The 17,654-nt window shown below is 53.7% G+C and carries 20 protein-coding genes; 6 read left to right on the forward strand and 14 right to left on the reverse strand.

Going from position 1 to position 17,654, the window contains the following annotated elements; all coding sequences use genetic code 11:
* Positions 1-12 precede the first annotated feature (12 nt).
* Together pdxR and OGX90_RS03960 are read left to right on the forward strand one after the other, a co-directional pair.
* Positions 13-1,347 carry a MocR-like pyridoxine biosynthesis transcription factor PdxR gene (gene pdxR / locus OGX90_RS03955; RefSeq protein WP_286623192.1) on the forward strand — a complete coding sequence of 445 codons (1,335 nt, stop codon included), beginning with the start codon at positions 13-15 and terminating at the stop codon, positions 1,345-1,347.
* Between the two features lie 123 nt (positions 1,348-1,470).
* Positions 1,471-1,821 (forward strand): DUF2002 family protein, encoded by a 351-nt coding sequence (locus tag OGX90_RS03960; RefSeq protein WP_003037262.1) that lies wholly within the window; start codon positions 1,471-1,473, stop codon positions 1,819-1,821.
* A gap of 36 nt (positions 1,822-1,857) precedes the next feature.
* Here the strand turns inward: OGX90_RS03960 and alaE are convergent, their stop codons facing one another.
* The gene (gene alaE / locus OGX90_RS03965) at positions 1,858-2,307 is read right to left on the reverse strand and encodes an L-alanine exporter AlaE (protein ID WP_003037259.1); all 450 of its coding nucleotides are present in this window, start codon (positions 2,305-2,307) and stop codon (positions 1,858-1,860) included.
* A gap of 557 nt (positions 2,308-2,864) precedes the next feature.
* Between alaE and stpA the strand changes: the two genes are divergently transcribed.
* Complete coding sequence (gene stpA, locus OGX90_RS03970) at positions 2,865-3,266, forward strand: DNA-binding protein StpA (protein ID WP_008785604.1); 402 nt, start codon at positions 2,865-2,867, stop codon at positions 3,264-3,266.
* A 36-nt stretch (positions 3,267-3,302) separates the two neighbouring features.
* Here the strand turns inward: stpA and OGX90_RS03975 are convergent, their stop codons facing one another.
* The 3 genes from OGX90_RS03975 to OGX90_RS03985 all read right to left on the reverse strand — a co-directional run bounded on the left by OGX90_RS03975 (position 3,303) and on the right by OGX90_RS03985 (position 4,409).
* Positions 3,303-3,482 carry a GDFGVC terminal motif YodC-like protein gene (locus OGX90_RS03975; protein ID WP_003825999.1) on the reverse strand — a complete coding sequence of 60 codons (180 nt, stop codon included), beginning with the start codon at positions 3,480-3,482 and terminating at the stop codon, positions 3,303-3,305.
* Positions 3,483-3,572: 90 nt separating this feature from the next.
* Positions 3,573-4,100 carry a rhodanese family protein gene (locus OGX90_RS03980; RefSeq protein WP_032944694.1) on the reverse strand — a complete coding sequence of 176 codons (528 nt, stop codon included), beginning with the start codon at positions 4,098-4,100 and terminating at the stop codon, positions 3,573-3,575.
* 9 nt (positions 4,101-4,109) lie between these two features.
* A complete protein-coding gene (locus OGX90_RS03985; protein WP_003037247.1) occupies positions 4,110-4,409 on the reverse strand; it encodes an ArsR/SmtB family transcription factor in 300 nt (99 codons plus the stop codon).
* Between the two features lie 183 nt (positions 4,410-4,592).
* Between OGX90_RS03985 and OGX90_RS03990 the strand changes: the two genes are divergently transcribed.
* Complete coding sequence (locus OGX90_RS03990) at positions 4,593-4,751, forward strand: YqaE/Pmp3 family membrane protein (RefSeq protein ID WP_003037242.1); 159 nt, start codon at positions 4,593-4,595, stop codon at positions 4,749-4,751.
* 95 nt (positions 4,752-4,846) lie between these two features.
* A complete protein-coding gene (gene lysM, locus OGX90_RS03995; protein ID WP_003037241.1) occupies positions 4,847-5,296 on the forward strand; it encodes a peptidoglycan-binding protein LysM in 450 nt (149 codons plus the stop codon).
* A gap of 12 nt (positions 5,297-5,308) precedes the next feature.
* Here the strand turns inward: lysM and csiR are convergent, their stop codons facing one another.
* From csiR to OGX90_RS04030, 7 genes are all read right to left on the reverse strand, one after another.
* A complete protein-coding gene (gene csiR / locus OGX90_RS04000) occupies positions 5,309-5,995 on the reverse strand; it encodes a DNA-binding transcriptional regulator CsiR (RefSeq protein WP_032944692.1) in 687 nt (228 codons plus the stop codon).
* A gap of 45 nt (positions 5,996-6,040) precedes the next feature.
* Positions 6,041-7,441 (reverse strand): GABA permease, encoded by a 1,401-nt coding sequence (gene gabP / locus OGX90_RS04005; protein ID WP_048225221.1) that lies wholly within the window; start codon positions 7,439-7,441, stop codon positions 6,041-6,043.
* Between the two features lie 147 nt (positions 7,442-7,588).
* Positions 7,589-8,872 carry a 4-aminobutyrate--2-oxoglutarate transaminase gene (gene gabT / locus OGX90_RS04010; RefSeq protein WP_008785600.1) on the reverse strand — a complete coding sequence of 428 codons (1,284 nt, stop codon included), beginning with the start codon at positions 8,870-8,872 and terminating at the stop codon, positions 7,589-7,591.
* Between the two features lie 25 nt (positions 8,873-8,897).
* Positions 8,898-10,346, reverse strand: a complete 1,449-nt coding sequence (gabD, locus tag OGX90_RS04015) for an NADP-dependent succinate-semialdehyde dehydrogenase (RefSeq protein WP_208743809.1) — start codon at positions 10,344-10,346, stop codon at positions 8,898-8,900.
* Between the two features lie 23 nt (positions 10,347-10,369).
* Positions 10,370-11,638, reverse strand: a complete 1,269-nt coding sequence (gene lhgD / locus OGX90_RS04020; protein ID WP_111465177.1) for an L-2-hydroxyglutarate dehydrogenase — start codon at positions 11,636-11,638, stop codon at positions 10,370-10,372.
* A gap of 17 nt (positions 11,639-11,655) precedes the next feature.
* The gene (glaH, locus tag OGX90_RS04025; protein WP_003037221.1) at positions 11,656-12,633 is read right to left on the reverse strand and encodes a glutarate dioxygenase GlaH; all 978 of its coding nucleotides are present in this window, start codon (positions 12,631-12,633) and stop codon (positions 11,656-11,658) included.
* 248 nt (positions 12,634-12,881) lie between these two features.
* Positions 12,882-13,484 carry a short chain dehydrogenase gene (locus OGX90_RS04030; protein ID WP_048215708.1) on the reverse strand — a complete coding sequence of 201 codons (603 nt, stop codon included), beginning with the start codon at positions 13,482-13,484 and terminating at the stop codon, positions 12,882-12,884.
* Between the two features lie 98 nt (positions 13,485-13,582).
* On the opposite strand from OGX90_RS04030, the gene OGX90_RS04035 reads away from it, so the two are divergent.
* On the forward strand, positions 13,583-14,479 hold the full coding sequence (locus OGX90_RS04035) for a LysR substrate-binding domain-containing protein (protein ID WP_032944682.1): 897 nt from the start codon (positions 13,583-13,585) through the stop codon (positions 14,477-14,479).
* A gap of 91 nt (positions 14,480-14,570) precedes the next feature.
* Here OGX90_RS04035 and OGX90_RS04040 read toward each other — a convergent pair whose 3' ends face one another.
* The 3 genes from OGX90_RS04040 to OGX90_RS04050 are packed head-to-tail and all read right to left on the reverse strand — an operon-like array spanning position 14,571 to position 17,522.
* Positions 14,571-16,085 carry a tripartite tricarboxylate transporter permease gene (locus tag OGX90_RS04040; RefSeq protein ID WP_286623195.1) on the reverse strand — a complete coding sequence of 505 codons (1,515 nt, stop codon included), beginning with the start codon at positions 16,083-16,085 and terminating at the stop codon, positions 14,571-14,573.
* Positions 16,086-16,095: 10 nt separating this feature from the next.
* Positions 16,096-16,530: a tripartite tricarboxylate transporter TctB family protein gene (locus OGX90_RS04045; protein ID WP_095533105.1), complete on the reverse strand. Its 435-nt coding sequence runs from the start codon at positions 16,528-16,530 to the stop codon at positions 16,096-16,098.
* A gap of 14 nt (positions 16,531-16,544) precedes the next feature.
* Positions 16,545-17,522: a Bug family tripartite tricarboxylate transporter substrate binding protein gene (locus OGX90_RS04050; RefSeq protein ID WP_267458389.1), complete on the reverse strand. Its 978-nt coding sequence runs from the start codon at positions 17,520-17,522 to the stop codon at positions 16,545-16,547.
* Between the last annotated feature and the right edge of the window lie 132 nt (positions 17,523-17,654).

The following is a 17,654-nucleotide window of genomic DNA, read 5'->3' on the forward strand; positions in this document are numbered from 1 at the left end:
AGCAGACCATAAATGCCACGTTATCAGCAAATCGCCCGTCAGTTAAAAAACGCAATTGAGAAAGGTGAACTCAAGCCCGGTACCAGATTGCCCTCCAGCAGGACCTGGGCCCAGGAGCTGGGAGTATCACGCTCGACGGTGGAAAATGCCTATGCAGAGCTGGTGGCGCAGGGCTGGCTCGCGCGGCGTGGACAGGCAGGAACGTTTGTCAGTGAGCAACTGCGACCAGAAAGGGCGCCTGCATCGCCTGCCATCTTCGCCGGAGAAAATCCCAGACCGCAACTATTTCAGATGGGATTACCCGCACTCGATCTATTTCCGCGTGAAGTCTGGGCACGGGTGATGGGACGGCGTTTACGCACCCAAACGCGTTTTGATCTGGTGGTGGGCGATGTATGTGGTGAACGGGTGTTACGCCAGGCAATTGTTGATTATCTGCGCGTTTCACGCAGCATTGAATGCCAGCCAGAGCAGATTTTTATCACTTCAGGCTATGCGGCATCAATGACGTTAATCCTGCGCGCTCTGGCGCATCCCGGTGAGGGAATGTGGGTCGAAGATCCCGGTTTTCCGCTGATCCTGCCCGTGGTGGCTCAAGAACGCATTGAATTGATGCCGGTAGCGGTGGATGCCGATGGTCTGGATGTCAGCGCCGGGATCCGCGACTACCCGCAGGCGCGTTTTGTACTGCTCACTCCCGCACATCAAAGCCCTCTGGGGGTAGCACTGTCTTTGGACCGTCGCCACCAGTTGCTGGAGTGGGCGACTCGCGCGCAGGCGTGGATAATCGAAGATGACTATGACAGTGAATTTCGTTACCACGGTAAGCCGTTGCCGCCGCTAAAAAGTCTGGATGCGCCTCAGCGGGTGATTTATGCCGGAACGTTCAGCAAATCGATGTTTCCGGCTTTGCGTACGGCATGGCTGGTGGTGCCTCTGACCCAGGTTGAACGCTTTCGCCAGCAAGCGGCGCTAACGGCCTGTAGCGTCCCGGTTCTATGGCAGCAAACGCTGGCGGATTTCATGCGAGACGGCCACTTCTGGCGACACTTAAAACGTATGCGACAGCATTATGCCGAACGACGACAATGGATGGAAAACGCCCTGACCGAACAAGGATTTAGCGTCATTCCTCAGGAAGGTGGGATTCAACTGGTGATGAGTGTAGACGGAGATGATACTGCGCTGGTGCGCAAAGCGAATCAGGCCGGGTTAGCGGTTCAGGCGCTAACCCGCTGGCGAATAACGTCAGAAGGAAAGGGGGGAATATTGCTGTCATTTACCAATATCAGCTCGGCGGAAATGGCGCAACAGGCGGCCTACCAACTGCGGTTGGCGCTGACATAAATCTGTACGTTACTTAAGATATTCGTCTCATCGTGTTCACTCGTTTATGGACTTTTCTGAAAGCGTTGCTAATGCTGAATCAGGTAAGGTAAGCCCGCAGTAAAAGATAACGAGGAAAATAATATGTATTTACGACCTGATGAGGTGGCGCGCGTACTTGAAAAAGTGGGCTTTACCGTTGATGTAGTGACGCAGAAAACGTACGGCTATCGGCGTGGCGAAAATTATGTGTATGTTAATCGTGAAGCTCGCATGGGGCGTACCGCATTAATTATCCATCCCACGTTGAAAGAGCGTAGCTCTTCGCTGGCGGAACCGGCAACGGATATTAAAACTTGCGATCATTACCAGCAATTCCCGCTGTATTTAGCCGGAGAGACTCATGAGCATTATGGTATTCCGCACGGCTTTAGCTCGCGTATTGCGCTTGAACGTTATCTGAGCGGGCTGTTTGGCGACGTTAATTCTAACTAATAACGCGACTGGCAGTGCCAGTCGCGAAGAAGCGTGTCAGGCTTTAGCCTGATGATAGCTGCTGACCTTAAACAAGCGGCGGCAATAATCAAGAAAGTAGCCATAGACAGCGCCCATCAGCATTGACACCACGATGTTCGAACTTACTGCAGCCGTAATCTGATGCCAGTCTGCGCCAACCGTCAGTAGAATAATCACATACACCGGCGACTGGAAGGTGACATAAGCCAGCACATCCGCCAGATTTTTTGCCCATCCTGCCTGCGTGGCTTTACGGGCCGCGCGCATGAACAAATCACGATACATGCCGTATGGCCACGCGATCAGTATGTTGACAGGGATAGCGACTAATCTGGAATACAGCGACTGTTCGAAGCTCATTCCAGAAAGGAATATTTCGATCAACATGTTCACGACAGAACAATAAACAACCATCGCGAACGTGTCTGCTACTGCATGACGCAAGCGTGACTGCGGAGAGAACATGTTAATGCTCCTTGTAAAAAGGGGAAAAAAGGTTTTGAATACCTTAACTGCCAGTGATTTGTCTTGCTGCTTTCGCGTTTTAATAGGATATATGCCTGGATAATAACTAGCAACTAGCTGAAAATTTTTATTTATTGTCTTTTTGTCGATAAAATGCTCTGTAATGGTTTGTTTTTTGTTCGTTTTGGTGTTTTCGTTGCTGTGTTAATTAAAGTCTTTTTAGATCAAAGAGTTATTGTTGCTTGTTTTTCTGAAATTTTTGCGCTCCTTTTCTGAATGTTGACTGATGTGCAATATGTATACTCGTTGGTTCCACGAGATGCTGTGGCTTGTTTCTTAAGTGACGCGCTGAGATACCTTGCAGGTATATTCAAAGCTGCAATCAGGGTAATAGAATATATTGTCTGGGCGATAGCAGAATGGATGCTATAAATATCAGAGTTGGCTATTTGTTTAATGATAAACGAATAAATTAGACTGGAAATATAATAATTGGTTGCATACAATATTTAGCGTAATACCATTTTTATGTTTTACGTTAAAGAGGTTTTGTTAATATGAGCTCAATGTTAAAAAACTTAAATAATATCCGCTCGCTGCGTGCAATGGCTCGTGAATTTTCCGTTGATGTACTGGAAGATATGCTTGAAAAATTCAGGGTAGTGACCAAAGAACGGCGCGATGAAGAAGAACAGCTACAGCGCCAACGTGCAGAACAGCAGGCAAAAATTAATGCCTTGCTGGCGCAGATGCAGGCAGACGGGATCAGCCCGGAGGAGCTGCTGAGCATAACACCTGCGACGGCACGTTCAGTTAAAAAACGCCAACCGCGCCCGGCGAAATATCGTTTTATCGATCTCAATGGTGAAACGAAAACATGGACCGGACAAGGTCGCACACCGAAGCCAATTGCCCAGGCGCTGGCTGCCGGTAAATCTCTTGATGACTTTTTGATCTAATTGCGAAGGCGGTGAGGAGATCCTCACCGCTTATTTTCAGCAAACGCCGAAATCACCCTCTTCGGTATATCGCGTGACATCAGCTGCTTTCAGCGTGAATTTATCACCGCTTTCATTACTGGCTTGTACCGCCACAATTTGATCGTCATTGACTTCAACAACCTTCAGTTTTGGACCGCCCATACGCGGTTGAACCAGATCGCCAGGTTTAAACATATTGTTGCGCTCCTTTATTTATCATTTATCGCAGAACTCACCATAGATCACGTCAACCGGCGGGTACAGTGCTGTTTCAATGATTACCGCTTAATGAGTACGTCGGTTCCAGGGCATGATGTCCAGTAATCGCGCCATACCGCAAAAGCCGGTTACGCCAGCGAGTATCAGCCCGGCGCCCACAAAACCGCTCAGCAAGAAGAAGGCGCTGCTAACGCTATAGCCCAGAATAACGCCGAGTAGGGCAAGGCTGCCTGCGGCTATCTGCACCTGACGCATCAGCGGTAACGGTTGTGAACTGTCTTTCGCCACCGGCAACCCTGCGGCTTTCCAGCCGTCAATTCCACCTTCCAGCAACCAGACCTGCGCGGGTGCGGCGATGGCGCTCAGTTTTGTTGCCGCATTTTGTGTACGTTTACCTGACTGGCAGTGAAAAATCACCTGCTCGGCGCGTAAATTCGCTGGCAGCGATCCCTGCTCAAGCGCGGGTAATGGCGCCAGATGTGCCTCAGGAATATGCTCGTGCAGATACTCGTCAGCATCGCGGATATCAATCAGTTTTGCACCCTGCGCGACCAGTGTCTGCGCCTCGCGTGGGGAAATCGTCCCAATAGTCATGATGGCTCCTTATGGGCAATACAGTGTTTTTAATGTGGCGATCAGCGAATTCACGGCCGCATTTTTAATGGAGTAGAGGATGCGCTGGGCATCGCGCTGGCTTTCTATCAGACCTTCTTCACGCATACGCGCCAGATGCTGGGATGTGGCGGAAGGACTAAGGCCGGTAACACGGGCTAACTCACCCGCGCTGGTACCGGGTGAACCACAGAGCATGCACAAAATCAGCAACCGTTTCGGGTTACTCATCGCTTTTAGCAGGGCGGCAGCCTGTTCAGCGCTGGCCTGGAGTTGTTCAAGTTCAGTCATATGTATTTAAGCATTATCTAAATTAAGCGTATTCTAAAATAAGTAACCAACGTACGCCAGCGTAAAGAGCGTAAAGGAGGGTAAAACAGCCGCGGAATACTGGCAGAGTTGGGTAGAATGGCTACTCTTAGAGATAAAATCTCTTTTTAAACAATGATTAATTTTTGCTTGTAGGGAGTGTGCATGGGTTTCTGGAGAATCGTTTTTACTATTATTCTGCCCCCGCTTGGCGTGCTGCTGGGGAAGGGGTTCGGCTGGGCATTTATCCTCAATATCGTTCTGACGCTGCTGGGCTACATCCCAGGTTTGATCCACGCCTTCTGGATACAGACGCGTAATTAATTCCTTTCTACTACGGCGCTTCGGCGCCGTTTTCTTTGTGTCCCTTTCTCCTCTGCTACACTTTTGGGTGTTGATTGTTAATTACCGAGGTGGATATGGGACTCTTCAATTTCGTAAAAGATGCAGGTGAAAAACTGTGGGATGCGGTCACTGGAAACCATGACACAGCCGATCTGGCAAAAAAAGTGCAGGAACACCTGAACAAAACCGGCATCCCTGATGCGGATAAAGTGGACGTGCAAATTAACGAAGGCAAAGCCACTGTTTCTGGTGATGGATTAAGTCAGGAAGCAAAAGAAAAAATTCTGATCGCGATTGGTAATATCTCTGGTATCGCCAGCGTAGATGATCAGGTTAAAACTTCTGCACCCGCGAGCGAAAGCCAGTTTTATACCGTGAAATCAGGGGATACCCTGAGCGCTATTGCCAAACAGGTTTACGGTAATGCCAACCTGTATAACCAGATATTTGAAGCGAATAAACCAATGCTGAAAAGCCCGGATAAAATCTATCCTGGGCAGGTTTTACGTATTCCGGAACAGTAATGTTATTCAGGCTTATTGCGTCAGTAATTTACCGGACATAGCCTGTTGAATAATCGGAATCGGCGTCAGCAAGTGCTGGCGCATTAATTCGCTGGCGCACGTGGCATCACGTGCCAGAATCGCTTCGGTCAGCGTCTTGTGCTGATCGTGTTTGTCTTCCAGCATTTCAACCGACAGCACCGTTTTACGTAGCCAGATAAACCGGTAGCGCGCCGCCAGAGAGAACAGCCGTTCGCGCATTTGCAGCAGATATTGTGAACCACAGCCAGCGACAATCGCCGAGTGAAATGCCTGATGGCGCTGATCCCACTCGTCGAGCATCTGTTCGCTGGCGTCAATGGCTTCAAGCTTACTGAGCATATGCGCGCGCGCCAGAATTTCAGCTTCCCAGGCGTCGTCGCCGCGTTCAATGGCCAGCGCGACCAGCATGGCTTCCATATTGGCGCGGGCATCGAAAATATCGAGCAACTCCTGCTCTGACATCGGGGCGACACGATACCCTTTCTGATTAACCACTGTCACTAACCGCTCGGCAACTAACTGCGAAAGCGCTTCGCGCAGCGGTCCCACGCCTAGCTCATAGCGGGAGGTTAGCAGACTCATACGCAGTTTTTCATCAGGCTGATACACACCGCGGATGATGTCGTTCTTCAGCCAGCGGTATCCATCAATGGCCGTCGGTTGGGGAATGGCGGTCATGGTCATACTCCTGAAAGGATTTCCCGGCCTGCGCCGGGAACAGGTTTAATGCGTATTTTGCAATGGTGCTTTTTGCCACGATAGCAGTTTTTTCCAGCGTGACATAATGGGCACGGTGCAAATAATTCCTATGGCTAACAACCCGGTAGAGATAACTTCCAGCTGTTGGGCCGGGCGAAACAGCATGACCACCAGCACAAAGATAATAAACGCGATGACCAGCCAGGTAAGCCACGGATAGAGCCACATTTTCAGTTTAATTTCACCGCCTCGCGCCAGCAGGATTTTGCGCATCCGCAGTTGAGAAACGGCAATGACCAGATACACCAGCAGCGCGATGGCACCGGAGCTGTCGATCAGGAATTTAAACACCTTGGCCGGGGCGTAATAGTTGACGATGACGGTGAGGAACGCAGCACCTGTCGACAGTAATACCGCCACATAAGGTGTTTTGCTGCGGTTCGTTTTACCCATAAAGGCGGGGGCATCGCCACGGCGGCTCAGGGAGTAGAGCATACGCGATGACGTATACAGCGCGGAGTTAAGACAGCTGGTCACCGACAGCAAAATGACGCAGTCCATGATCAATTTCGCGTGCGGGATATGCAGTAGCTCCAGCACCGAGCGGTAAGAACCGACTTCTTTCAGGCCCGGCATGTTCCACGGGATCAGCGCCACCACCACAAAAATAGAGCACAGATAGAAGATAGAGATACGCCAGATAACCGAGTTGGTGGCGCGAACGATATGTTTATCCGGGGTATCGGATTCGGCGGCGGCGATGGTAACTATCTCTGCGCCCATAAAGGAGAACATGGTGATCAACATCGCGCTGATCACGGCGCCAAAACCGTTGGGCATAAAGCCGCCCTGATCCCACAGGCGTGAAACTCCGCTAACCTCGGCATAAGGGTAGAAACCGCTAATCGCCGCCGCACCGAGGGTAATAAACGCCAGAATGGCAATCACTTTGCACAGCGCCAGCCAGAACTCGAATTCACCGTAATTTTTAACGCTCAGCAAGTTACTGCCAGTTAACGCCAGCGTGATAACCAGAGAAAACAGCCAGATAGGAATGCCCGGTACCCAGGAGTGCAGAATGATGGCGGCAATATTCGCTTCCAGAGGGATAACTAACACCCAGAACCACCAGTACAACCAGCCGATGGTGTAACCCGCCCACGGGCCAATGGCCTTATCGGCGTAAGTGGAAAAAGAACCGGTATCCGGGGTGGCAACGGCCATTTCGGCCAGCATGCGCATAATCATCACCACCAGCAATCCGGCGAACAGATAGGCTAATAATACTGCGGGACCGGCTTCTGCAATCGCCACACTTGAACCGACGAACAGACTTGCGCCGATTACCCCGGCAATAGACAGCATGGTGACGTGGCGTGATTTCAGCCCGCCCCCTAAATCATGTGATTGTGACACTTGCCCCATCTTTAAACCTCGTTATTGTTATTGACGTCGCTTCCTGCACCTTACCCGTAGGCCCGGTAAGCGTAGCGCCACCGGGCATCACAACATTGCCGGATGGCAGCGCTTGCGCTTTATCCGGCCTACAATTTCCCGTTTTTACTCGGGGGTTTAACCCTGCTTTGCCTCGGCAAAACACTGGGCGATAATGTCCAGCCCCTGGCGGATTTGAGCATCTTCAATGGTCAGCGGGACAAGAATGCGCAGCACGTTGTAGTAAGGTCCGCAGGAGAGCAGGATCAGTCCTTTCTCGCGTGCACGCGCCACCACTTCCGCAGTCAGTTTGGCGTCTGGTTTCGTGTGGTCGCCGTTCTCGAACAGTTCGATAGCAATCATCGCGCCCAGCCCGCGTACGTCGCCAATCTCGCGATGGGTTTCCGCGATAGCCAGCAGGCCTTCGCGCAGGGTTTGTCCCAGCTCGTTGGCTTTTTGCAACAGATTTTCCTGCTCGAAAATGTTCAGTACCGCCAGCGCGGCGGCGCAGGCAATTGGGTTACCGGCATAGGTACCGCCAAGACCGCCCGGTGGGATTGCGTCCATGACTTCGGCGCGTCCGGTCACGCCCGCCAGCGGGAAGCCGCCGGCGATGGATTTGGCGAAGGTGGTGAGATCGGGCGCAACGCCCATCTGCTCCATGGCAAACAGCGTACCGGTACGGCCCGCACCGCTCTGTACTTCATCGGCAATCAGCATGATCCCGTGTTCGTCACAAATGGCGCGCAGCCGTTGCATAAAGGAAGGAGAGGCTGCGTAAAAGCCACCTTCGCCCTGAACGGGTTCAATCACGATGGCGGCGACGTCTTCTGGCGCGGCATCGTTTTTGAAAATGCGGTGAATGCTGGCGATAGCATCATCTTCACTGATGCCGTGCAGAGGGCAAGGATAAAGCGCGCGATACACGTGGCCCGGCATCAGCCCCATTCCGGCGGAGTACGGATTGACTTTCCCGGTCAGTGACAGGGTGTAGTGGGTACGACCGTGGTAAGCGCCGCTAAAGGCGATAGTCCCCGTACGCTTGGTGGCGGCGCGGGCGATTTTCACCGCGTTTTCTACCGCTTCAGAACCGGTGGTCACCAGCAGGGTTTTCTTGGCGAAATCACCCGGCACTTTCTTATTCATGATTTCACACAGCTCCAGGTACGGCTCATAGGCCAGCACCTGGAAACAGGTATGGGACAGCTTTTTCAACTGCGCTTCTACCGCAGAGACGATCTGCGGATGCAGGTGACCGGTGTTCAGCACCGCAATACCGCCAGCAAAGTCGAGGAATTCCCGGCCTTCAACGTCCCAGACCCGACAGTTTTCTGCCCGCTCGGCAAAAATAGGGTGGATCTGTCCTACGCCACGGGGAACGGCGTTGCTGCGACGTTGCATAAGTTCTTTGTTGGTGCTCATCAGGTGTTCTCCAGTATTTGTTTTATTAAAGGCCGATGCACATATATTTGATTTCTAAGTAGTCTTCGATGCCGTATTTCGATCCTTCACGGCCAAGACCGGAGGCTTTTATCCCCCCAAACGGGGCGACTTCGTTGGAGATAATGCCGGTGTTAATCCCGACGATGCCGTACTCCAGCGCTTCGCCAACGCGGAAAACGCGGCTTAAATCACGGGCGTAGAAATAGGCGGCCAGACCAAACTCGGTGTCGTTGGCCTGAGCGATGACGTCAGCTTCGTCTTTAAAACGAAACAGCGGAGCCAGCGGGCCGAAGGTTTCTTCTTTGGCGACCTTCGCGTTATCAGGCACATCTACCAGAATGGTGGGCTGGAAGAAGTTACCGCCGAGCGCATGAGGTTTTCCGCCCGCGATAATGCGTGCGCCTTTATCCAGAGCGTCGGCGATGTGTTCCTGCACTTTGGCAACCGCTTTCTCGTCGATCAGCGGCCCGGTGGTGACGTCAGGTTGCAGACCATCGCCGAGATGCAGCTTGCTCACTGCCTGCTGGAGTTTTTCGGCAAAACGCTCATACACGCCGTCCTGCACGTACAGGCGATTGGCGCAGACGCAGGTTTGCCCGGCGTTACGGAACTTCGATGCCAGCGCACCTTCCACGGCTTTATCGAGATCGGCATCGTCAAAGACGATAAACGGCGCATTGCCGCCCAGCTCCAGCGATACCTTTTTGATGTCTTTGGCGCACTGCTGCATTAACTGACGGCCGATTTCGGTCGAGCCGGTAAATGACAGCTTGCGCACCAGCGGGTTGCCGGTCAGCTCGTTACCAACCTCGCTTGCAGAACCGGTCACTACGCTGAAAACGCCTGCCGGGATCCCGGCGCGATTAGCCAGTTCTGCCAGTGCCAGTGCGGAGTAAGGGGTCTGGCTGGCGGGTTTAAGCACCATCGTACAGCCTGCTGCCAGCGCCGGACCGGCTTTACGGGTGATCATCGCTGAGGGGAAGTTCCACGGCGTAATCGCGGCGGTAACGCCGATCGGCTGCTTAATGACGATCAGACGCTTATCGGCCTGATGGCCAGGGATCGTATCGCCATAGATGCGTTTGCCCTCTTCGGCAAACCACTCAATAAATGAGGCGGCATAGGTGATTTCGCCTTTGGCCTCCGCCAGCGGCTTACCCTGTTCCAGGGTCATCAGGCGGGCGAGATCGTCCTGATGCTCAATCATCAGGTTGAACCAGCGGCGCAGGATATTGGCTCGCTCTTTGGCGGTCAGCGCACGCCAGGCCGGCAGGGCGCGGTTAGCGGCGTTAATCGCTTCGCGGGTTTCATCTGCCCCCATTTTAGGTACGCTACCCAATTGCTGACCGTTGGCGGGATTGGTCACCGCGATGGTCTCGCCGCTGTTGGCGTCACGCCAGTTGCCGTCGATCAGTGCCTGCTGGCGAAATAAGGTTGGATCGTTAAGTTGCATGATTGCTTCCTGTCTTAATCGGTTTAACGGGTAAATGCGGCGTGTAATGTCTCCACGCTACGTGCCGCACGCAGCGTGCGTCCGGGGTTACTCTGGTTCTCCAGCAGCGCATGAACTTTGCTGACAATATGTGCGCCGATAGGGATTGCCGACGTTGCTGCCGGAGAAGGGGCGTTACAGGTGTGAATTGAGCGTGGCGTGGTGACAAACAGAAAATCGTCGATAAGCTTGCCATCAGGTGACACCGCCTGTGCCCGTACGCCCGCAGGCCACGGTTGCAGATCCTTAAGCGTCAGGCTCGGGCAGTACTTTTGTACCAGCCGCAGATAACCGCTTTTGCACAGCGAATTCTTCATTTCGCCAAGCCCTGAGCGCAGGTTGTTTTGCAGCACGCGGCGAATACCAGAAGAGCCGAGGATCTCCAGCGTATCGCTGAGCGAGAAGTCACGTTTACGATAGCCTTCACGTTTAAATGCCAGTACCGCGTTGGGGCCGACGGTGACGCTGCCGTCAATCATCCGGGTCAGATGAACGCCGAGAAACGGCATCGCCGGGTCGGGGATGGGGTAGATCAAATGGTTAACTATCTGATTATGTTCTGGCGCCAGGCGGAAATATTCGCCCCGGAACGGACAGATGATAAAGCCAGGTTCAACGCCGAGCATTTTTACCAGTCGGTCCGCCATCAGGCCAGAACAGCTAATCAGCGTCGCGCCTTCATATTCCTGGCCCTGACGGGTACGGACAATTACACCCGCAGCATGCTCTTTCAGCGCGCTGACCTCGGCGTTGTAAATAATCTCACCGCCTTTGGCCTGGAAAATCTTCGCCATCGCGGCGGTGACTTCGCGGTAGCTGACAATCCCGCTCGACGGGACAAAAATGCCGCCCAGTCCGGTGATATTGGGTTCACGCTCGCGGAGCTCCTGCGCATTCAGCCATTCGCGCTCCAGACCGTTAGCGGTGGTGCGATCCCAAAGCGCGCGCATGCGCTCCATTTCCAGAGCGGAGGTGGCAACCAGCATTTTTCCGCAGACGTCGTAGCGGATGCCGTTTTGGTCGCAAAAGGCTTTTGTGGCGCGATTTCCGGCCAGGCAAAACTGTGCCTTCAGGCTGCCGGGGGTGTAATAGACCCCGGCATGAATGACGCCGCTGTTGTGGCCCGTCTGGTGGCAGGCCGGGCCGGACTCTTTTTCCAGTAGCGCGATTTTGGCGTCCGGATAGACATCAATCAGTTGCATGGCGGTCGACATGCCGATAATGCCGCCGCCAATAATCACAAAATCATACATCCGCTTTTCCTTCGCGCTTACTGATGGGTCTGGTAGTGGTTGGTCGCGTACGCAAAATAACCACGCTGGCGCATCAGTTCGCGGCGCAAGTCCGGATGCGAAGTGAAGCGATCGCGCCCGTGCAGCCAGAACAGGTTGTTGATCAGCAGGAATTTACCCACTGAAACCGGAACGGAAATAATGCTCTTGCTGGTTTCCAGCGCATCGGACAGGTCACTCAGCCAGACGCCTTCTTCATAGTCTTTTGGCTGGACGAACTGGTCGATGTAGCGCATTACCGGGCGGCCCTGCTGGTCAACGTCAAATACCGGATGGAACACTTCCTGACTGACGTTTTTGCTTGGCGGTGCGGCAAAGCGCATGGCGCGACGTGCCAGAGGATGGGTAAAGTACTGATCCAGATGCTCCCAGTCGTCGAGGTGCAGCAGCAGCGAGTTACCGCCGGTCATGTTCTGCTCGTCGATCTTCATCATCAGTACGTAATCGGTGATTTCTTCGAGGTAGGTTCCGTCGTTGTGTAATTCCATCACTCGGTGAGGCTGGCGCAGATAGCTGTCTGAGTTATCGACGTTTTTCACCACAAAACGTGCGTAATATTGACCGCTCATCGCATCAAAATTAGAGCGTCCGATGAGGTGCGCTACCGCCGTTGCCAGCTTGACCATCTCTTCCGCCTGCGCCACGTCGTCTACGCCAACGGCATTGATTAGCAGTGCGCCTTCGGCACGATCGAGCAGGGTTTTCAGCAGCAGGGGCTGTAACTGATTGCCGCACAGGTCGTCGAGGATCTTGCCCACTTTGAAGCGCAAGAAGGATTTGTATTCCAGCGCCTGAACCGGCCACTGCGCGACGGCCTGCAGAAATTGCTCAGTGGTCTCAGCAGAAAAAGTCAGCTCCAGCAGGCGTGGGGATTGGGCTGACGGTTTCAGCGTGAAACCGCTGTAGTGCTGGGCTGGATCTTCAGCGTTCGGTTTTACGGCAGTCAGTGCGTTCATCAAATCGTTCCTCTCAGTAGATTGTCAGGGAGATATGGCGCAGCTCGTTTCGTAGCCATAAATTAAAAATATCTACATTTTTGGAAAACGCGCACAGAATGAACTTGTTTGTTTATTATTTGTGATCAAAAGCAACAAATATTTAACATTATGAAGGGTGTGGGTTAATGCGAGGGAAAAGATAAAGTATTTTAAAACAGTGGGTTAATCACGCTGCCGTTGGTGATGTGTCAACGGCAGCGGCAAAGTCAGTAACCGACTTTATAAATACGCCCGGTTTGGATGCCTTCCACACTGCGGCGGTAGGCGTTGGCGACGGTGGTGGCGGGCACGCTTTCAAAGCCCGGGAAGAAACTGTCGTAAGCTTCGGCGGACTCACTCAGCACGGTCGGACTTATCAGGTTAATGCGTTGACCATGGCCTAGTTCACAGGCCGCGGCGCGAACAAATCCTTCCAGCCCGGCATTGATCGTTGCGGCGTTTGTCCCCTGGGCGATGGGCTCGTGGGCGATAATGCCGCTAATTAACGTTATCGATCCACCATCATTCAGGAAATGCTGCCCGGTTAATGCCAGGCGTATCTGGCCTAATAGTTTATCCTGAAGCCCCTGATTAAAGTCCTGGTCGGTCATTGTCGACAGCGGCCCAAAGAACAGATTACCGGTGGCGGAAACGATCGCATCTACCCGACCGACTTTTTCAAACAAGGCCTTGACACTCTCCTGCGAGGTGATATCGACCTGGTAATCACCCTGAGTGCGACCCACGCGGACCACCTCATGTTTACGGCTCAATGCTTGCGTAACTGCGCGACCCACTGTACCACTGGCACCAATAATGACGATTTTCATAACCACCTCCGCAATAGTGTGAGCCGCTATTCTTTAATGAAAATGAAATCAGATAAACTGGCTAAAAGTTAGATGATTACTAACCAGGGGTTTGTAATATGGATAAACTGCGCGGCATGGAAACGTTTGTCGCCGTGGTGGAGAGTGGGAGCTTTACTTCTGCGGCGACGAGGCTCGAAATGTCTGCGGTGATGGTGGGAAAATATATCACCCAACTGGAAGCGCAGCTCGGCACGCGTTTGCTGGAGCGCAATACGCGCCGCCAGAGTCTGACCGATGCCGGACGCGTCTATTTTGAAGAAGCCCGTCGCGTGCTGGAGCAGGTATCGATAGCCGAACGTTCGGTAGAGCGTCTGCGGCTGGCACCTGCGGGGACGCTGCGCATTAGCGCGCCCACTTCTTTTGGCGCTTGCGTGATCTCGCCGCTGGCCGCTGCGTTTTTACAGACCTGGCCAGAGGTGCGTATTGAACTGGATCTCACCAACCGGATGGTTGATCTGGTGAATGAAGGTGTCGATCTGGCGATCCGCATTGGCGATATCCATCAGACTGACGTGGTGGCGAAATACCTGTGTCCCTACCGTATGGCAATTTGTGCTTCGCCAGATTATCTTGCCCGCCATGGCACCCCCCGGACGCCCGCGGATCTGGTGGATCATCTGTGCCTGTCTCATACCGTGTGGACGGCTCGCAACGAGTGGATACTGCCTGGCGTGACGGGGGAGGTCAGATGGAAGCGCGATGCGATCCTGCGCTGTAACGATGGTCATGGCCTGCGTATGGCGGCAGTAGCGGGGGCTGGGCTGTTATTGCAACCTGAGGTGCTGCTGGCGCAAGAACTGGCTACGGGGAAATTGATTCGGATCCTGGAAGGGTTTACGCCGCAGCCGCGGCCAATTCATTTGCTGTGGCGACAGGATTTGCGTCCGTTGCCTAAGCTGACACGGTTTGTTGAACATGTGCTGGAAGGAACGCAGGGGCTGCGCGGAAAATAAAAATGCCGGATGGCGTTGCACTTATCCGGCCTACAACCGAGCCAAATTGTAGGCCGGATAGGGCGCAATAGCGCCGCCATCCGGCATATTATTAACCGATATCCACCTGCGGTTTGCTGTTGCGTTTACGGATCATGCGCAGCACCGGCGGGACCACGATAACCAGTACCGCCATCACCAGCAGTACTTTCGCCACGCCGCTGGCCCACAGAATATCCATACTGCCGTTACTGATAGACAACGCCCGGCGCAGGTTCTGCTCCAGCATTTCCCCGAGAACGAAGCCCAGAATCAATGGCGACATTGGGAAGTGCATTTTACGCAGGATGTAGCCCAGCACGCCGAGGGCGACCATCAATACCAAATCGAAGGTGGTGCTGTGAACGGCGTACACGCCAACCGCGGAAACTGCCGCGATAGCCGGTACCAAAAACCACAGCGGGATGGTCAGCATGCGGGTAAACAGACCGATCAGCGGAATGTTCATCACCAGCAGCATTACGTTAGCAATTAGCAGCGCCGCAATCAGCCCCCAAACGATATCCGGCTGCTCGGTAAACATGGCTGGACCCGGGGTGATGTTGTACAGCGTCAGCGCGCCCATCATCACCGCCGTAGTACCGGAGCCCGGCACGCCGAGCGTCAGCATCGGAATAAAAGAGCCGCAGGCCGAGGCGTTATTGGCGGCTTCTGGCGCCGCTACGCCACGAATATCCCCCTTGCCAAAGCTGTCGCTGTTGCCGCTGAGCTTTTTCTCGGTCATGTAGGTGATGGCACTGGCAATGGTGGCGCCAGCGCCAGGCAGAACGCCGACGAAAAAGCCAATCACTGATGAACGCAGGGTGGCCCCTACGCACTGTGCGCCTTCTTTGGCGTTGAACAACATGCGGCCCGTTTTACGCACCAGCGTCTGGCCACTGCTGGTATGTTCCAGCATTAACAGTATTTCAGAGACAGAGAACAGCCCAATCACCACCACGATAAACTGCACACCGTCAGAGAGATGGACACTGTCAAAAGTAAAGCGATAAACCCCGGTGTTGGCGTCTACGCCGACGGTCGCAAGTCCGAGACCGATAAGCGCTGCCAGAAATGATTTCAGCGGATTTTGCGCCATCATGCTGCCGAGACAGGCAATGGCGAAAACCATTAAGGCAAAGTATTCCGCCGGACCGAAGGCCAGCGACCATAGGGCTAACGCCGGGGCAAACAGAATGATGCCCCCGATGGCGATAAGCGAACCAAAGAAAGAGCTGACCGCCGAGATAGAGAGCGCCACGCCGCCGCGTCCTTGCTGCGCCATCGGGTAGCCATCCAGCGCGGTCATAATCGCCGCCGCATCGCCAGGAACATTCAGCAGGATGGAGGAGATGCGCCCGCCATATTCACAGCCTATGTAGACCGTAGCCAGCAGGATCAGCGCGGATTCTGCGGGAAGATGCAGCGCAAAGGCCAACGGCAGCAGAATCGCCACGCCGTTGATCGGCCCAAGGCCAGGCAACAAACCCACAATGGTGCCGACAAAACAGCCTATCAAGGCGATGACCAGGTTTTCCGGCGTCATTGCCACCGCGAAACCCTGAGAAAGATAAATCCAGGTATCCATCGTTTCTCCGTTAACCCAGCCAGGCGCCGAGTGGTAAGGTGACGTCAAGCAGTCGGTCGAAGGCAAACCACAGCAGAATGCCGAGCACTGCGCCGGAAATACCCGCAGCCGGGATGGTTGCGCCGAACAGCATGCCAATCACCACGGTGAGAATGGCGGTGGCGATGGGAAAACCGAGCCACTCAAAACCCCAGGCGTACATCAACAGAACAATGACCATCGTCAGCAGCTTTTGCAGCACGTGGCGACGGGGCCAACTGATGGTGTCCGGATGGCGCAACAGCAGCGCCACGGCGCAGACCAGCATCAGACTGATAATGCCAAGCGGGAAGGGACGCGGCCCTACGGGTTCATAGCTGTATTCGCTGCTGATTTGCCAGGCCACGAACAGCCCGGCTATGCAGAGCAACAGCCAGATACCTGCGAAAATACGATCGCTCATCATCTTTGCCTCTGCGTTTACTTCGCCAGACCGAAGGCTTTCGCCTGCTCACGATAATCCGTGACCTGCTTTTTCACGTAGTCGTCGAGCTGTTTGCCGCTCATGTTGAACTCAAACAGACCGCGCAGATCGCGCTGCTTTTTAAACTCATCGGTCTGCTGGAGTTTGTTAAAGGCATCAACCCACCACTGATACTCGGCGTCGCTGACTTTTGGTCCAACGTAGAAGCCACGAATGATCGGCCACACGAGGTCATAACCCTGCTCTTTAGCGGTTGGTACGTTGGCTAACTGGCCCGGCAGGCGTTCATCAGAGAACACTGCGAGCACGCGGATTTTGTCGCCGCTGAGGTAAGGCACCATCTCACTGAGATCGCCGGAAACCACCTGTACGTGATTTCCCATCAATGCGGTAACCGGTTCGCCACCGCCCTCAAAGGCCACGTAGCGCATCTTGTGCGGATCGACATTGGCTTTTTGCGCCAGCAGCGCCGACTTCATCCAGTCCTGGCTACCGATAGAGGCGCCAGCACCAATGACCACGCTGTTGGGATCTTTTTCCATGGCTGTCAGCAGATCTTTCAGCGTCTTCCACGGTGAGTCCTGACGTACGGCAATCATGCCGTAATCGGTACCCACACTGGCCAGCCAGCGGACATCATCCACACCGTAGCGGCCAAATTTACCTTGTGACAGATTCAGCAAGGAGCCGCCGGAGAAGGCCACCACGGTGCCCGCTTCTGCCGGGCGTTGGGCAACAATCGCGTTATAGGCCACAGCGCCAACGCCGCCGGGCATGTAGGTCACGCGCATCGGTTTTTCGATAGCGCCGGTTTCCATCAAACTCACCTGAATCAGCTTACAGGTGAGATCGAAACCACCGCCGGGTTTAGCAGGGGCGATACATTCAGTGCGCGACGGCGCTTGTTCTGCCAGTACAGAGGTACTCATCAGTAAAATGCTTGCAGTAAGGGTACGAAATAACTGTTTTTTCATTGTTTATCCTCACACCGGAAAACCGGATTTTCAGGTACGGAAGAAGATTTTTGTGATTATGTGAGCCGATGTGTAGCAGTTCGGTTGCGTGATTGTTAAAACATTAACCTTTCAATTCCCTTTCAATGCGGC

The organism is Citrobacter sp. Cpo012, assembly GCF_030333015.1.
In the GTDB taxonomy this organism is placed as follows: domain Bacteria; phylum Pseudomonadota; class Gammaproteobacteria; order Enterobacterales; family Enterobacteriaceae; genus Citrobacter; species Citrobacter portucalensis.

Excerpts from the sequence above, each read along its gene's own strand:
- gabP (WP_048225221.1), bottom strand. The coding sequence starts at position 7,441 with ATGGGGCAAGTGTCACAATCACATGATTTAGGGGGCGGGCTGAAATCA.
- pdxR (WP_286623192.1), top strand. The coding sequence starts at position 13 with ATGCCACGTTATCAGCAAATCGCCCGTCAGTTAAAAAACGCAATTGAG.
- gabD (WP_208743809.1), bottom strand. The coding sequence starts at position 10,346 with ATGCAACTTAACGATCCAACCTTATTTCGCCAGCAGGCACTGATCGAC.
- OGX90_RS04045 (WP_095533105.1), bottom strand. The coding sequence starts at position 16,530 with ATGATGAGCGATCGTATTTTCGCAGGTATCTGGCTGTTGCTCTGCATA.
- OGX90_RS03975 (WP_003825999.1), bottom strand. The coding sequence starts at position 3,482 with ATGTTTAAACCTGGCGATCTGGTTCAACCGCGTATGGGCGGTCCAAAA.
- gabT (WP_008785600.1), bottom strand. The coding sequence starts at position 8,872 with ATGAGCACCAACAAAGAACTTATGCAACGTCGCAGCAACGCCGTTCCC.
- lysM (WP_003037241.1), top strand. The coding sequence starts at position 4,847 with ATGGGACTCTTCAATTTCGTAAAAGATGCAGGTGAAAAACTGTGGGAT.
- OGX90_RS04050 (WP_267458389.1), bottom strand. The coding sequence starts at position 17,522 with ATGAAAAAACAGTTATTTCGTACCCTTACTGCAAGCATTTTACTGATG.
- OGX90_RS03960 (WP_003037262.1), top strand. The coding sequence starts at position 1,471 with ATGTATTTACGACCTGATGAGGTGGCGCGCGTACTTGAAAAAGTGGGC.
- OGX90_RS03980 (WP_032944694.1), bottom strand. The coding sequence starts at position 4,100 with ATGACTATTGGGACGATTTCCCCACGCGAGGCGCAGACACTGGTCGCG.
- OGX90_RS03990 (WP_003037242.1), top strand. The coding sequence starts at position 4,593 with ATGGGTTTCTGGAGAATCGTTTTTACTATTATTCTGCCCCCGCTTGGC.
- OGX90_RS04040 (WP_286623195.1), bottom strand. The coding sequence starts at position 16,085 with ATGGATACCTGGATTTATCTTTCTCAGGGTTTCGCGGTGGCAATGACG.
- csiR (WP_032944692.1), bottom strand. The coding sequence starts at position 5,995 with ATGACCGCCATTCCCCAACCGACGGCCATTGATGGATACCGCTGGCTG.
- stpA (WP_008785604.1), top strand. The coding sequence starts at position 2,865 with ATGAGCTCAATGTTAAAAAACTTAAATAATATCCGCTCGCTGCGTGCA.
- lhgD (WP_111465177.1), bottom strand. The coding sequence starts at position 11,638 with ATGTATGATTTTGTGATTATTGGCGGCGGCATTATCGGCATGTCGACC.
- alaE (WP_003037259.1), bottom strand. The coding sequence starts at position 2,307 with ATGTTCTCTCCGCAGTCACGCTTGCGTCATGCAGTAGCAGACACGTTC.
- OGX90_RS04035 (WP_032944682.1), top strand. The coding sequence starts at position 13,583 with ATGGATAAACTGCGCGGCATGGAAACGTTTGTCGCCGTGGTGGAGAGT.
- OGX90_RS03985 (WP_003037247.1), bottom strand. The coding sequence starts at position 4,409 with ATGACTGAACTTGAACAACTCCAGGCCAGCGCTGAACAGGCTGCCGCC.
- OGX90_RS04030 (WP_048215708.1), bottom strand. The coding sequence starts at position 13,484 with ATGAAAATCGTCATTATTGGTGCCAGTGGTACAGTGGGTCGCGCAGTT.
- glaH (WP_003037221.1), bottom strand. The coding sequence starts at position 12,633 with ATGAACGCACTGACTGCCGTAAAACCGAACGCTGAAGATCCAGCCCAG.